The sequence below is a fragment of the Phnomibacter ginsenosidimutans genome (assembly GCF_009740285.1).
Lineage (GTDB): Bacteria > Bacteroidota > Bacteroidia > Chitinophagales > Chitinophagaceae > Phnomibacter > Phnomibacter ginsenosidimutans.
In genome coordinates, this window is sequence record NZ_CP046566.1 from 3,986,772 (window position 1) to 3,999,858 (window position 13,087).

At 47.7% G+C, this 13,087-nt stretch carries 16 protein-coding genes; 11 read left to right on the forward strand and 5 right to left on the reverse strand.

The window, feature by feature from the left end; translation table 11 throughout:
* Positions 1–9 precede the first annotated feature (9 nt).
* The 9 genes from murA (at position 10) to porG (ending at position 7,475) form a co-directional block, all read left to right on the forward strand.
* A complete protein-coding gene (gene murA / locus GLV81_RS17245) occupies positions 10–1,314 on the forward strand; it encodes a UDP-N-acetylglucosamine 1-carboxyvinyltransferase (RefSeq protein WP_157480009.1) in 1,305 nt (434 codons plus the stop codon).
* 70 nt (positions 1,315–1,384) lie between these two features.
* Positions 1,385–1,840, forward strand: a complete 456-nt coding sequence (locus tag GLV81_RS17250) for a GatB/YqeY domain-containing protein (protein ID WP_157480010.1) — start codon at positions 1,385–1,387, stop codon at positions 1,838–1,840.
* A gap of 86 nt (positions 1,841–1,926) precedes the next feature.
* Positions 1,927–2,472 (forward strand): CvpA family protein, encoded by a 546-nt coding sequence (locus GLV81_RS17255; protein WP_197428707.1) that lies wholly within the window; start codon positions 1,927–1,929, stop codon positions 2,470–2,472.
* A gap of 115 nt (positions 2,473–2,587) precedes the next feature.
* The gene (locus tag GLV81_RS17260; protein WP_157480014.1) at positions 2,588–3,364 is read left to right on the forward strand and encodes an alpha/beta fold hydrolase; all 777 of its coding nucleotides are present in this window, start codon (positions 2,588–2,590) and stop codon (positions 3,362–3,364) included.
* Positions 3,365–3,387: 23 nt separating this feature from the next.
* Entirely contained in the window at positions 3,388–3,693 is a 306-nt protein-coding gene (locus GLV81_RS17265; RefSeq protein WP_157480016.1) for a CBS domain-containing protein, read from the forward strand.
* Positions 3,674–4,048 carry a hypothetical protein gene (locus tag GLV81_RS17270; RefSeq protein ID WP_157480018.1) on the forward strand — a complete coding sequence of 125 codons (375 nt, stop codon included), beginning with the start codon at positions 3,674–3,676 and terminating at the stop codon, positions 4,046–4,048. Before GLV81_RS17265 ends, GLV81_RS17270 begins: the two co-directional genes overlap by 20 nt.
* 67 nt (positions 4,049–4,115) lie before the next feature.
* Positions 4,116–5,558, forward strand: coding sequence for a POTRA domain-containing protein (locus GLV81_RS17275; RefSeq protein ID WP_157480020.1), 1,443 nt, complete (start codon positions 4,116–4,118; stop codon positions 5,556–5,558).
* 60 nt (positions 5,559–5,618) lie between these two features.
* On the forward strand, positions 5,619–6,497 hold the full coding sequence (locus GLV81_RS17280) for an NAD kinase (protein WP_157480022.1): 879 nt from the start codon (positions 5,619–5,621) through the stop codon (positions 6,495–6,497).
* A gap of 129 nt (positions 6,498–6,626) precedes the next feature.
* Entirely contained in the window at positions 6,627–7,475 is an 849-nt protein-coding gene (gene porG / locus GLV81_RS17285) for a type IX secretion system protein PorG (protein ID WP_157480024.1), read from the forward strand.
* Between the two features lie 107 nt (positions 7,476–7,582).
* Here porG and tsf read toward each other — a convergent pair whose 3' ends face one another.
* The 5 genes from tsf to GLV81_RS17310 form a co-directional block, all read right to left on the reverse strand.
* A complete protein-coding gene (gene tsf / locus GLV81_RS17290; protein ID WP_157480026.1) occupies positions 7,583–8,413 on the reverse strand; it encodes a translation elongation factor Ts in 831 nt (276 codons plus the stop codon).
* 228 nt (positions 8,414–8,641) lie between these two features.
* Complete coding sequence (gene rpsB / locus GLV81_RS17295; RefSeq protein WP_157480028.1) at positions 8,642–9,550, reverse strand: 30S ribosomal protein S2; 909 nt, start codon at positions 9,548–9,550, stop codon at positions 8,642–8,644.
* A 95-nt stretch (positions 9,551–9,645) separates the two neighbouring features.
* Positions 9,646–10,035 (reverse strand): 30S ribosomal protein S9, encoded by a 390-nt coding sequence (rpsI, locus tag GLV81_RS17300; RefSeq protein WP_157480030.1) that lies wholly within the window; start codon positions 10,033–10,035, stop codon positions 9,646–9,648.
* Positions 10,036–10,169: 134 nt separating this feature from the next.
* Complete coding sequence (gene rplM / locus GLV81_RS17305) at positions 10,170–10,541, reverse strand: 50S ribosomal protein L13 (RefSeq protein ID WP_425500004.1); 372 nt, start codon at positions 10,539–10,541, stop codon at positions 10,170–10,172.
* Positions 10,542–10,801: 260 nt separating this feature from the next.
* Positions 10,802–11,374 carry a pseudouridine synthase gene (locus GLV81_RS17310; RefSeq protein ID WP_157480032.1) on the reverse strand — a complete coding sequence of 191 codons (573 nt, stop codon included), beginning with the start codon at positions 11,372–11,374 and terminating at the stop codon, positions 10,802–10,804.
* A 237-nt stretch (positions 11,375–11,611) separates the two neighbouring features.
* On the opposite strand from GLV81_RS17310, the gene GLV81_RS17315 reads away from it, so the two are divergent.
* Both GLV81_RS17315 and GLV81_RS17320 read left to right on the forward strand, forming a co-directional pair.
* Positions 11,612–12,382, forward strand: a complete 771-nt coding sequence (locus tag GLV81_RS17315; RefSeq protein WP_157480034.1) for an exodeoxyribonuclease III — start codon at positions 11,612–11,614, stop codon at positions 12,380–12,382.
* A gap of 374 nt (positions 12,383–12,756) precedes the next feature.
* The gene (locus tag GLV81_RS17320; RefSeq protein ID WP_157480036.1) at positions 12,757–13,062 is read left to right on the forward strand and encodes a DUF4286 family protein; all 306 of its coding nucleotides are present in this window, start codon (positions 12,757–12,759) and stop codon (positions 13,060–13,062) included.
* The last annotated feature ends 25 nt before the right edge of the window (positions 13,063–13,087 follow it).

Genomic DNA, 13,087 nt, shown 5'->3' on the forward strand with positions numbered 1-13,087 from the left:
CGAAAGCGTATGAGTCAATTTGTAGTAAGAGGCGGCCACAAACTCAGCGGCACCATTGTGCCACAAGGCGCCAAAAACGAAGCCCTGCAAATCATTTCGGCAGTACTCCTCACCGCCGAGCCTGTTACCATTACTAATATTCCCGATATACTGGATGTAAACCTGCTGATAGAACTGCTGCAGGAAATGGGCGTAAAAGTGCAACGACCAGAGCGGGATACCTGCATTTTTCAGGCCGATGATGTAGATGTTGATTATCTGCACAGCCCCGCTTTTCATAAAAAAAGCGGCCGGCTTCGGGGCAGTGTGATGCTGGCAGGACCCATGCTGGCCCGATTTAAAAAAGCCTTCGTGCCCAAGCCCGGTGGCGATAAAATTGGCCGTCGCCGGTTGGATACCCATATCATCGGTTTTGAAAAACTCGGCGCCACTTTCACCTATCATCCCGAAGATGGCTTTTACCACCTGAGTGGCGATGCCATGCAGGGCACCTACATTTTGCTGGACGAACCCAGTGTAACCGGTACCGCCAACATCGTAATGGCCGCATCGCTTACACCCGGCACCACCACCATTTACAACGCCGCCTGCGAGCCTTACCTGCAGCAGCTCTGCGCCATGATTAACCGCATGGGTGGCAAAATCAGTGGCATTGGCAGCAACCTGCTCAGCATAGAAGGTGTAAGCTCATTGAAAGGTACCGAACACCGCATGCTGCCCGATATGATTGAGATTGGCAGTTTCATTGGCCTCGCCGCCATGACGCAAAGCAATATCCGCATTCAGGGTTGTGGCATTCCACACCTGGGCATCATTCCCGAAAAGTTTCGGCAGCTGGGTATTCAGTTTGATATTGATGGCGATGATATAGTAGTGCCCGAACAAGACAGCTACGAAATTCAAACCTATATGGACGGCGGTGTGCTCACCATTTACGACCATCCGTGGCCGGGCCTCACCCCCGACCTGCTGAGCATTATGTTGGTAGTGGCCACACAAGCCCGGGGCAGCGTACTCATTCACCAGAAAATGTTTGAAAGCCGCTTGTTTTTCACCGATAAACTCATTGACATGGGGGCACAAATTATTTTGTGCGACCCACACCGTGCCGCTGTTATAGGCCTGGGCCGCAGCCAAAACCTGCGGGGCATTACCATGAGCAGCCCCGATATTCGGGCGGGTGTAGCATTGCTGATTGCCGCTCTTAGTGCTGATGGCAAAAGTGTGATTCAAAACATTGAACAGATAGACCGCGGCTATCAAAACATCGACGGCCGCCTGCAGGCATTGGGAGCACACATTGTACGGGAGTAATGGCCGTATATTAACGTACCTTGCAGCGCCAAACCATCATTCTTTTTTGCAAATAAAAAACAGCAATACCATGAGCTTAGAAACACAGATAATGGAGCAACTGAAAGAAGCCATGAAGGCAAAGAACGAAGCCAAACTGCGTTCGTTGCGGGCCATTAAAGCAGCCATTATTTTGGCCAAAACCAGTGAAGGTGCCAATGGCGAAATCAGTGCCGACGATGAGATGAAACTGTTGCAAAAGCTGGTGAAGCAACGCAAAGACAGCCTCGATATTTACAACCAGCAAGGCCGTGCCGATTTGGCGGTGAAAGAGCAGGAAGAAATTGATGTGATCAATTTGTTTTTGCCCAAGCAAATGACCGAAGAAGAATTGAAAACAGCCATTGCCGCCATACTCGCCGAAACTGGTGCCAGCAGCCCCGCCGATATGGGCAAAGTAATGGGCGTAGCCACCAAACAACTGGCCGGCAAAGCAGATGGCAAAGCCATTAGCGCCATGGTAAAAAGCCTGTTGAGCGGTCAATAGTTTTATGGAATGATATACAATAAACCCGCTGCTTCCTTCGTATGGGCAGCGGGTTTTGTTTTACTGCATCGCCTATTTTTATCTGTATGACGATTGATATCATTGCATTAGTAGTATTGGCCATTGCCGTATGGAAGGGACTGCAAAAAGGACTGGTTGTCGGCCTGTTTTCATTCATCGGCATTTTTGTAGGTGCTGCAGCTGCCCTCAAACTCAGCGGCATGGCCGGCCAATACTTGCTGGCACAGTTTCCCAACCTTGGGCCATGGGTACCCTTGTTGTCATTCATCCTGGTTTTTGCCGGGGTAGTTATTTTGGTAAGACTCATTGCTGCTTTTATTGAAAAAACACTGGAATGGAGCATGATGGGCTGGGCCAATAAACTCGGCGGCATCTTGTTTTTTACCTTACTGTATGCATTGTTGTTTAGCATTGCGCTTTTTTATGCTGATAAAATGGCGCTACTCTCAGCAGAAACCAAACAAGCATCTGTGGCCTATAGCATATTGCAACCCTTAGCTCCAATACTGATGGATGGCATGGGTAAACTCATACCCATTTTCAAAGATTTGTTTGGTGAGTTGGAAGCCGCATTTGATGGCCTTACCACAGCAGCACCAAAACCGGCTTAGCCATTGCAGACCAACATATTGCAGGCTGTATAGTCAAATCCTTTATATTAGCGGCGTTCGGTATCCCTTTGGGTTCGAATCACTATTTTTACTGAGCTTAAAGGCAGCGCTATAGATGCAGTACGAGATTAAACAGAAAGATAAGTTCAAATACATAGAGGAAGGTGCCGGTGAGCCTCTGGTGTTGCTGCACGGTTTATTTGGAGCCCTCAGCAACTTCAAAGATTTGGTGGAGCACTTCCGGCAAACACATAGGGTAATTGTGCCCATGCTGCCCTTGTTTGATTTGGACATTTTTCATACCACCGTGGGTGGCCTCGAAAAACATGTTCAGAAGTTTATTGAAACCCTCGATTTAAAAGACATACACCTGCTGGGCAATAGCCTGGGCGGCCATGTGGCACTGGTGCATATACTCAAGCATCCCGAACGCATCAAATCGCTGATACTTACCGGCAGTTCGGGTTTGTTTGAAAACGGCATGGGCGATACCTACCCCAAGCGTGGCGATTACGAATACATCCGCAAGAAAACCGAACTCACTTTTTACGATCCCAACATGGCATCAAAAGAGTTGGTAGATGAAGTATTTGAAATCACCAACAACCGCCTGAAAGTGATTAAGATTATTGCGTTGGCCAAAAGTGCCATTCGCAACAATCTGGGTGAAGAACTGAATCAAATCAAACAACCTACGCTCCTCATTTGGGGCAACAACGATATCATTACGCCGCCGTTTGTGGGCCGCGAATTCAACAAGCTCATCCCCAACAGCGAGTTGCACATTATCGATCATTGCGGCCATGCCCCCATGATGGAAGTGCCGGGAGAGTTTAATGAAGTACTGGCTAAATTCTTAACAAAACTCAGCCAACCCGCGGCAGTTTCCTAACGTTACATCCTCAATCACCGCACATGCTCAATCAACAGCTCATATCGCCCCTCATTACACCGCTACAGCATGGGCAAACTGTTGAAGAAGCACTGCTGCAAATGGAAGACCAGGGTGTGTCGCATTTGCCCCTGCTCAAAGATGGTCATCTGGAAGCCGTCATTGCAGAAAGCGATTTGCTGGATGCAGACCAACGCACGTTGGTAGAAACACTGCCTGTATATGCAGCCCCCATTGCTGTAGCTGCCGACAATCATTTTTTAAGTGCTTGCTGCTGCCATGCTTGGCCGGCAGCTAAGTGCCGTACCTGTGGTTGCCGCCGAAAATGAATATGTAGGCACCATCACGGAACATACATTGCTGCAGCAACTGGCACAGCTTACCGGTGCTATGGGTGCAGGCGCATTGGTGGTGATAGAAATGGAGCCGCATCAGCTGAGCATCAGCGAACTATCGAAACTGGTAGAAACCAATGATGCCCACATTACCCAGTTCAACACCAGCATACACCCCGACACTGGTATGCTGCTGGCTACGCTGCGCATCAACAAGCAAGAAATAAGCGACATTGTAGCTACGCTCCAGCGCTACGATTATCATGTGGTATTTTTTTCGGGCGAAGAACATTATGAAAATGAACTCCGCAGAAACTACCAGCACCTCATGAATTTTTTGACAATGTAGGCGATGGCTTTGCCTGCTTGCCCCTATCTTTCCAGTATTCCCAATTATTTCAAAATGTGATGAGTGCATGTTTGTGCGAATGGTTTTATGGTGCTGTGTTTGGATGCTCTTGCCCTGTTGGGCCAAGTGCCAGCAGCTTCGCAATGCCGCCGCACTGCCCGACTCTTGCATTTCGCCCAACCTGCCCGATGGCAGTATTGACACCAGCCGCACTACCATTCGCAGCATCAGCGTCAGCGGCAATAAGGTAACCAAAGAACCCATTGTATTTCGGGAAGTAGTGCTGGCCTCCGGTCAAACCTATCACAATGCCGATTTGGAAAAACGCATTCGGCAAACCCGGGAACAACTGATGAATACAGCGCTGTTTGTAACAGTAGATGTACAAAAAGTGCCCGCTGGCAATGGCTTTATCGACATCAACATAGCTGTAAGCGAACGTTGGTATTTGTTTCCGCTTCCTTACTTCAAAGTAGTAGACCGCAACTGGAATGTGTGGGTAAATGAGTACAAAGCCAGCCTGGACAGAACATTGTTTGGCGTAAAAATTGCCCACAACAATACCACCGGCCGAAACGATAAAATGAATGTGTGGATTATTGGCGGCTATACACAACAGGTAGAGTTTAAATACCAGCTTCCGTATGTAGACAAGAAAATGGAAAAAGGATTTACGGTGGGCATGAGCTATGGCCGCAACCGCGAAATCAATTACGCTACCGATAGTAACAAGCAACAGTTTTTATCACTCTCCAAGTTTGGCAGAGATTACATCAAAGCAGAAGCTACTTTTTCGTACCGGAAAGGAAGCCAGAGAAGGTTTTACCTCCGTTCGGTTTTTGGTTGGGAAAAAATTGACACGGCATTTTTCAACCTAAATCCCAAATACCTCAATGGCCGCTTATCTGCTACCTATCTGGATGTAATGGCCAATTATCAGTATTTCAATGTCGATTACATTCCGTTTCCGCTTCGTGGCTGGATGATTGATGTGTATGCTACGCATCGTTTTTCGAAGGCCCTGGGCATGACGCAAATTGGAGGGAGGGCATTGGCCACCTGGGAATTTTTACCCAAAACATACATCAACTTTCAATCGGTTGTGGCATTGTCTACCCCACGCAACCAGCCCTATTACAACACCCGCATGATGGGCTACGGCAGCATGTACATGCAAGGGCTTGAGTACAATGTGGTAGACGGGACATTTGGTGTAATGGGTAGAACCACATTGCGCAAAAAACTATTTACAGCTACTTTTAAAGGACCAGAAAAATGGAAAACCTACAGCAGAATTCCATTCACTTTTTACCTGAAAGGATATGGCAATTTGGGTTATGTGTATCATGAAAATCCGGGCAAAACCAACTTCATGAACAACCGGCTGCTTCGCACCGCAGGCATGGGTTTAGAAATTGCCACCATTTACGATGCCGTACTCAAACTGGAATACAGTTTTAATCAGTTTGGCCAAAGTGGATTTTTCCTGCACACTGCCGCCGACTTTTAATCATAAGCCAGTAGCTTTATCTTAAGTTGCAGGCCACAAAATCTATTTTGGAAAACCAACATGAAAGTTGCCATTTATAGCCGTGGGCTCGAAGCGGATCATCTGGTGCATTTTGAATGGTTGCTGCAAGAGCTTACGTTGCACAAAGCTGATATTTTACTCTATCAATCGCTGGCCAATACAGATGTGTATACCTTTTTGCACAAATACAGCTTCGATGTATTTGTGCAAGACACCGACCTTGACGAAAGCGTAGACTGTGTGGTAAGCCTAGGTGGCGATGGCACCGTACTCGACTCCGCCATACTCATTCGTGACAAAGGAATCCCCCTGTTGGGCATCAACTTTGGCAGGCTTGGCTTTTTGGCAACACTGGGTAAAGAAGCCTTAAAAGAAGCCGTAGATGCATTGATAAACCGCAGCTACCACATTGATCAGCGCACCCTCATACATGTAGACTCCGATGTACCACTCTTTGCAAATGCGCCCTTTGCACTCAACGAGTTTGTGCTGCATAAAAGAGACTTTTCGCCCATGATAAAAATTCATACCTATCTCAATGGAGAATTTTTAAATACCTACTGGGCCGATGGTGTAATTGTAGCCACGCCAACAGGTAGTACCGGCTACAATCTGAGCAGCAACGGGCCTATCGTATTTCCTGAAAGCAAATCGCTGGTGATTACCCCCATTGCACCGCACAACCTCAATGTGCGTAGCATAATTGTACCCGACGACAACATTGTAAGCTTTGAAGTAGAAGGCCGTGCCGAAAACTTTATGTGTGCCATGGATGCCCGCAGAGAAGTGGTGAACATAAAAACGCAGGTAGCCGTTCGAAAAGAATCTTTCACCATGGGCCTTGTAAGGTTGAGTGAAAATACCTTTTTGGAAACCCTGCGAAAAAAACTGGCATGGGGATTGGATATCAGAAACTGACCTGTTATAAATTACACGGCAACATATTTATGCACCCCACCGTATAATTGTGGCATAACTCCCATTTTGCCACACATACCAAAATGGGTTTGCAAACGTTTTATTGAGGTACCCCGTTATTTTGTATTCATGAAAAAATGGCTAATCGCATCGTTACTGCTTGCGGCTACATTACCCGGCAAAAGTCAGTTGTATGAATCAACTGTGCTCAACGGAGAGTTTGGCGTAGCGGTAGGTGCTGCACACTACTTTGGCGACCTCAATACCAGAGCCAGCCTCCGCCGTCCCAAACCTGCTTTCTCTTTGCTGTTTAGAAAACAGTTTGGCAAATACATCGCCCTACGCCTACAAGGTACCTATGCAAGATTGGGTTTCAGCGATGTGTACAGCAAAAACAATACCCAGCGTACCCGCAACCTCAGCTTCAACAGCGATGTGTTTGAACTGGCACTCATGGGCGATTTCAATTTCTTCCGGTTCATTCCCGGCGAAAGAGACTACAATTTCACACCGTATGTAACCATGGGGGCAGGCTTTTTTACCTACGACCCCTATGCCTACCTCGGTGGCGAAAAATATTTCCTGCGACCTCTTGGCACCGAAGGTCAGGGCTCAGCACTCTACCCCGACCGCAAGCCTTACAGCAGCATGGCCGTTTGCTTTCCGGTAGGTTTCGGCATCAAGTACAACATTTCGCCCCGTACCAATCTTACATTTGAGATAACCCATCGTTTTACCAATACCGATTATCTGGATGATGTAAGTGGCACTTACGCCGGTTCGGCTGCTTTTCCTAACCTGCCCGATGGTAGTTCATCTCCTGCGTTTTTGCTACAAGACCGTAGCTACGAACTGGGAGCTCCCATTGGCCTGGCAGGCAGACAGCGGGGCAATAGTTTGCAAAAAGACCAATTCATTACTGCACAAATTGGTATTACGTTTAACCTTACTTCTTATCGTTGCCCTACGGCTTACTAAGCTTGCAGCGGCTACATTTTTCCTTTATAACCTAGAATAGAAAAGGCCCACCGTTTGGTGGGCCTTCCTTATGGTATGCACTGTTGGGCAGTGCAAGTTATCGGTGATTATCCCAGCGCTACACGCTTAAAGCCGAGCACCTGTACATTGCTGCCCAGGTATTCTGCTACGGTTTTGCTGCTGTCTTTTACAAAAGGCTGTTGCATCAACGTATTTTCTTTAAAGAAAGCATTGAGTTTACCTTCGGCAATTTTTGCAATCATTTCCTCAGGCTTACCGGCCATTTTAGGATCGTTCTTCATTTGATCGATCACAATAGCACGTTCACGTTCGATGGTTTCGGCAGATACACTTGAAGCATCAACGGCCAGTGGGTTCATGGCAGCAATTTGCATCGCTACGTCTTTACCTGCATCAGCAGCTGCTGTGCTCAGGCCTACCAATACGCCCATGCGGTATGCACCGTGGATGTAAGAGGCTACGTATTCAGCGTCTACACGCTCAAACTTGCTGATACCGATTTTTTCGCCGATAGAAGCCAGTTTGTCGTTGATGAGTTCAGCAACCTTAGTACCGTTTACACTTACTTCAGCCAGTTCTTCAGCGCTTTTTACGTTGTTGGCAATAGCAGCGTCGGCAATGCTTTGTGCAAAGGCAACGAAGTCAGCATTCTTAGATACGAAGTCAGTTTCGCAGCTGATATACACGGCAATACCGGTTTTGTTGTCGGCAGTGGTTTGTGCAATTACTACACCTTCTTTGGCTTCGCGGTCGCTACGCTTGGCAGCAATCTTCTGGCCTTGCTTACGCAACCAGTCGATGGCAGCTTCGAAGTCGCCGTTGGTTTCAGTCAGCGCTTTGCGGCAATCCATCATACCGGCACCAGTAGCCTGACGGAGTTTATTAATATCAGCAGCGGTAATTGTTACAGTTGACATATGAGTTGAATTTGAAAATTTGACAAGGTGAAAATGTGAAAATGAAGCATCCGTTAGGTTGCGCATTTCCATTTTTCAAAACAAGTGCATGGTCGTTATTAAACATGCTCCGGTGCGATACCCAAAGTTCGTTTGGTAGCAGCGCAAACCGGAGCAGGTTTTATTATGGTTTCATTAAGTACAACATTTGATGCAGCCTAATGAATGAAGCCCATGGGCTACCGGACATTAGCGGCCACCACCGGCTGGCTTACGACCACCGCCGCCAGCATTGGCTACACGGCGACGGGGAGCACCACCAGGACCACCAGCAGTATTGCTGTTGCCGCCACGGCCACCACGGCCGCCACGACCAGCACGGTCACGGTCTTCACCACCTTCTTCGGCATCAAAACGAGCTGAAGCTTCGGTTACTTCTTCTTCAGTATCCTCGTCTTTAGCAGCCTGACGCTCAGCCAAACCTTCGGCAATTGCAGCAGTGAGGTAGTTTACGATGATAGCGATAGACTTGGTAGCGTCATCGTTGGCAGGAACGGCGAAGTCTACTTTGTTGGGATCGCAGTTGGTATCTACCATACCGAGGGTAGTGATACCGAGGCGACGGGCTTCAGCCAAAGCGATGTGCTCGTGGCCAATGTCAACCAGAAACAGGGCAGCAGGAATGCGGCTCATGTTGGCAATACCACCGAGTACTTTTTCCATTTTGTCCTTATCACGGGTCAAAGTGAGGCGTTCTTTTTTGGTAATGCTTTCCAGTGTACCGTCGTTCAGCATTTTTTCGATGCTCTGCATTTTCTTCACACTCTTACGTACGGTGTTGAAGTTGGTGAGCATACCACCCAACCAACGTTCAGTAACGTAAGGCATGTTTACACGCTGAGCACATTCTGTAACGATTTCTTTAGCCTGCTTTTTGGTAGCCACAAACATGATTTTCTTACCGCTCTTAGCAATTTGCTTGAGGGCGGCTGCAGATTCCTGCAAACCTTCTACTGTTTTGTTGAGGTCGATGATGTGGATGCCTTTCTTTTCGGCAAAAATGAACGGCAGCATTTTGGGGTTCCACTTCTTCTTGAGGTGACCAAAGTGTACACCTGCATCGAGAAGCTGCTGCTGGAGAGAAGTATTTTGTTCCATGAGAATGTCTTGTTTGTTGTTTGTAGTTTTTTGTTTGTTGTTGGTTTGTGCCATTTGGATAACCAATAACAACAAACCAAAAACCAAAAACGGAATTAGCGTTTAGAGAACTGGAAGCTCTTACGTGCTTTCTTCTTACCAGGTTTTTTACGTTCTACAGCACGTGGGTCGCGGGTCAGCAGGCCAGCGGCTTTCAGTGCAGGGCGGAACTCTGGGTTTACTTCGATGAGGGCACGGGCAATACCGAGCTTGGTAGCTTCGGCCTGACCTTTGATACCACCACCAGCAGCGTTTACTTTCACATCGTACTTGTCGATGCCTTCAACGGTTTTCAATGGCAGTTCTACCTGATTTTGCAGGTATACCAGTGGGAAATACACTTTGTAATCCTTGTCGTTTACAGTGATAGCGCCGCTACCCTTGGTCAGAAATACGCGGGTAACCGCTTCTTTCCTACGACCCAATGCATTTTTTTGCTTTTCCATTTATTTGGAATTTGAGATTGTAATGTGGTAAAATCCTATCGCCCCTGTGGGCATTAGGGGTTGTTAGAATTTCGGATCTTTTGGTTGCTGCGCAGTGTGCGGATGCTGTGTGCCAGCATATACAAACAGCTTCTTCACCATTTTGCGACCCAAACGGTTTTTGGGGAGCATGCCTTTACGGCACGTTCAACAATTACTTCGGGGCGACGCTTCAGCAAATCTTTCGCAGCTTCTTCTTTGAGACCGCCGGGATAACCGCTGAAATTCTGGTACATCTTGTCTTCAAACTTGTTGCCGGTAAAAACCACCTTATCGGCGTTGATAACAATCACGTAGTCACCAGTGTCTACGTGTGGAGTGTATGAGGCCTTGTGCTTGCCACGCAGTACGGCGGCAATACGGGCACACATACGTCCTACGGTTTGATTGGTACCGTCTACAACGAACCACTGACGCTGTACGGTAGCCGCATTCGCATGCTTTGTAGTGAAATGTAACTTGCTCATTCTTGTTTTTTTATATTGGATAGTGTCGCCATCCCGTACACCATCCGGTTTACAAATTGGGCCGCAAAGGTATCAGGAACAACAGCAAATAGCCAAAGCTTTACAGGTGTTTTTTACAAGCACCTATTACAACACATTGATTTTCAATAAAAGTTTTTACTGCATTTTTACAACGATAGCTGAAAGTGGCCGCTGACAAGGCTTTTGAGGCAGCGAAATGCCGAAAGGCTTATGCCTGCAATGTTTGCGGCGATGGTTGTTTACAATCTTATTCCATCCAGCATCCGCATTTCACCCGGCTGCAGGCCCTCAATAGTAAGCCTGCCCTGACGCCAGCGTACCAGCCGGAGGGTAGGAAAACCCACAGCGGCCGTCATGCGGCGTACCTGCCGGTTTTTGCCTTCGGTAATGGTCAGGCTGATCCAGCTGGTGGGAATACTGGCCCGGTAGCGGATGGGGGGATGCCGCTCCGGCATGTTGGGCTCTGCAGGCAGCAGCCTTGCTTTGGCTGGCAGGGTGTGGTAGGTTTTGCCATCAATAGAAATGAGTACCCCTTTTTCCAGCTGTTGCAAAGCTTCATCAGTTATCTGACCTTCTACCTGCACCCAGTATTCTTTTTCGGTTTTGGTGCTGGGGTGCAGCAGTTGCTGGTTGAGGCGTTTGTCGTTGGTGAGCAGCAGCAGGCCCTCGCTGTCATAATCGAGCCGGCCCACAGGATACACATCTTGCTCCACCGCAAAAAAATCCTTCAGCGTTTGCTTGCCTTCCACCGGGCTAAACTGACTCATAACCTGAAAAGGCTTGTAGATGAGGTAGTATTTGAGTTTGGGCATAAACTAGTTTTTGAACAACCAAGACACGAGGATACACAAAGGAAAACGAAGAAATAGTATCGCTAAGCAGCAAAGAAGCTAAGAAGAAAGATAATTGACTCTGTTGTTGTTGAAATCAAATCAGGCAGTAGCCACATTGGCACATTTTCAAATTTGCTCATCTTCACATTCCCTTTTCATAGTTTATTTGTTGTCCCATTAGCACATCAGCACATTTACTCATTTTCACATCTATCTATGCGTATCATATCCTACAACGTCAACGGTATTCGGGCGGCCATTAAAAAAGGCTTTCTCGACTGGCTGCAAACCGACCCCGCCGATATCATTTGCCTGCAGGAAACCAAAGCAGTGAAAGAAGATATTGACCACCGCACATTTACCGAGCTGGGCTACCATGATTATTGGTTTAGTGCCGAGAAGAAGGGATACAGCGGCGTGGCTATTCTCACCAAAAAGCCCGCCGACCAAGTACTGTATGGCAATGGCATTGCCCAAAGCGATGCAGAAGGCCGGGTGATACGGGCCGATTTTGGCGATGTGACCGTGGTGAACGCCTATTTTCCCAGCGGTACCAGCGGCGATGAAAGGCAAGCCTATAAATACGTGTGGCTCGATGAGTTTTTGGGGCATATCAATGACCTGCGCCAAAGCCGGCCGCAGTTGGTAATTACCGGCGATTACAACATTGCCCACCGCGAAATAGACATCCACGACCCGAAGGGCAACAAAAAGTCAAGCGGCTTTTTACCAGAAGAACGAGCCTGGATGGACAAATGGCTATCGCATGATTTGATTGACACTTACCGTCATTTGAACCCTGAGCAAACTGGTGCATATAGTTGGTGGAGCCAGCGCTTTCCGAGTGTGCGGCTCAACAACAAAGGCTGGCGCATCGATTACATTTCTGTAACCGGCAATCTGGCGCCCCGCATCAAAGCCGCCGCTATTTACCCCGATGTAAAACACAGCGACCACTGCCCTGTGTATGTGGAGCTGGGTAAATGATCGGACGCGGATTTTTACGGATGGATACAGGATTTGCGCTGATGAATTATGTCTGAATTGATTCGCCGCAGATTCACGGATTATTCGGTTTTAAATTCACTCTGCAAAAACTTCGTGTTCCTTTGTGCCTTCTTAGCGCCTTGGTGGTTCAAAAATCTCCGTATTGGGACGCGGATTTTTACGGATGGATACAGGTTTTGCGCTGATGAATTATGTTTGGATTGATGCGCCGCAGATTCACGGGCTATTCGGTTTTAAATTCACTCTGCAAAAACTTCGTGTTCCTTTGTGCCTTCTTAGCGCCTTGGTGGTTCAAAAATCTCCGTATTCGGCAAGTGCAATAAATACTCTCTCTTAAGCACATTTGTATTTCTATGCTCATTTATAACGTCACCACCAAAGTAACCTGGGCCATCCACCAAGACTGGCTGCAGTGGATGCAACAGGTACACATACCCGAAGTAATGGCCACGGGCTGCTTTAACCGTTTTCAAATGGTACGACTATTGGAAACCGAGGACGAAGACGGCCCTACCTACGCCGTTCAGTACCACGCCGACAGCCACCAGCAATACGATACTTACATAGAAGTACATGCGCCTGCACTGCGCCAAAGCAGCATGGAAAAATGGGGCAACCAGTTTATTTCCTTCCGCAGTTTGATGGAAATTGTGGCCTGATTGTGGAAAAGAATCAGCAGGGCTT

Coding starts and splice junctions, on each gene's coding strand:
- murA (WP_157480009.1), top strand. CDS start 10: ATGAGTCAATTTGTAGTAAGAGGCGGCCACAAACTCAGCGGCACCATT.
- GLV81_RS17250 (WP_157480010.1), top strand. CDS start 1,385: ATGAGCTTAGAAACACAGATAATGGAGCAACTGAAAGAAGCCATGAAG.
- GLV81_RS17255 (WP_197428707.1), top strand. CDS start 1,927: ATGACGATTGATATCATTGCATTAGTAGTATTGGCCATTGCCGTATGG.
- GLV81_RS17260 (WP_157480014.1), top strand. CDS start 2,588: ATGCAGTACGAGATTAAACAGAAAGATAAGTTCAAATACATAGAGGAA.
- GLV81_RS17265 (WP_157480016.1), top strand. CDS start 3,388: ATGCTCAATCAACAGCTCATATCGCCCCTCATTACACCGCTACAGCAT.
- GLV81_RS17275 (WP_157480020.1), top strand. CDS start 4,116: ATGTTTGTGCGAATGGTTTTATGGTGCTGTGTTTGGATGCTCTTGCCC.
- GLV81_RS17280 (WP_157480022.1), top strand. CDS start 5,619: ATGAAAGTTGCCATTTATAGCCGTGGGCTCGAAGCGGATCATCTGGTG.
- porG (WP_157480024.1), top strand. CDS start 6,627: ATGAAAAAATGGCTAATCGCATCGTTACTGCTTGCGGCTACATTACCC.
- tsf (WP_157480026.1), bottom strand. CDS start 8,413: ATGTCAACTGTAACAATTACCGCTGCTGATATTAATAAACTCCGTCAG.
- rpsB (WP_157480028.1), bottom strand. CDS start 9,550: ATGGAACAAAATACTTCTCTCCAGCAGCAGCTTCTCGATGCAGGTGTA.
- rpsI (WP_157480030.1), bottom strand. CDS start 10,035: ATGGAAAAGCAAAAAAATGCATTGGGTCGTAGGAAAGAAGCGGTTACC.
- rplM (WP_425500004.1), bottom strand. CDS start 10,541: ATGAGCAAGTTACATTTCACTACAAAGCATGCGAATGCGGCTACCGTA.
- GLV81_RS17310 (WP_157480032.1), bottom strand. CDS start 11,374: ATGCCCAAACTCAAATACTACCTCATCTACAAGCCTTTTCAGGTTATG.
- GLV81_RS17315 (WP_157480034.1), top strand. CDS start 11,612: ATGCGTATCATATCCTACAACGTCAACGGTATTCGGGCGGCCATTAAA.
- GLV81_RS17320 (WP_157480036.1), top strand. CDS start 12,757: ATGCTCATTTATAACGTCACCACCAAAGTAACCTGGGCCATCCACCAA.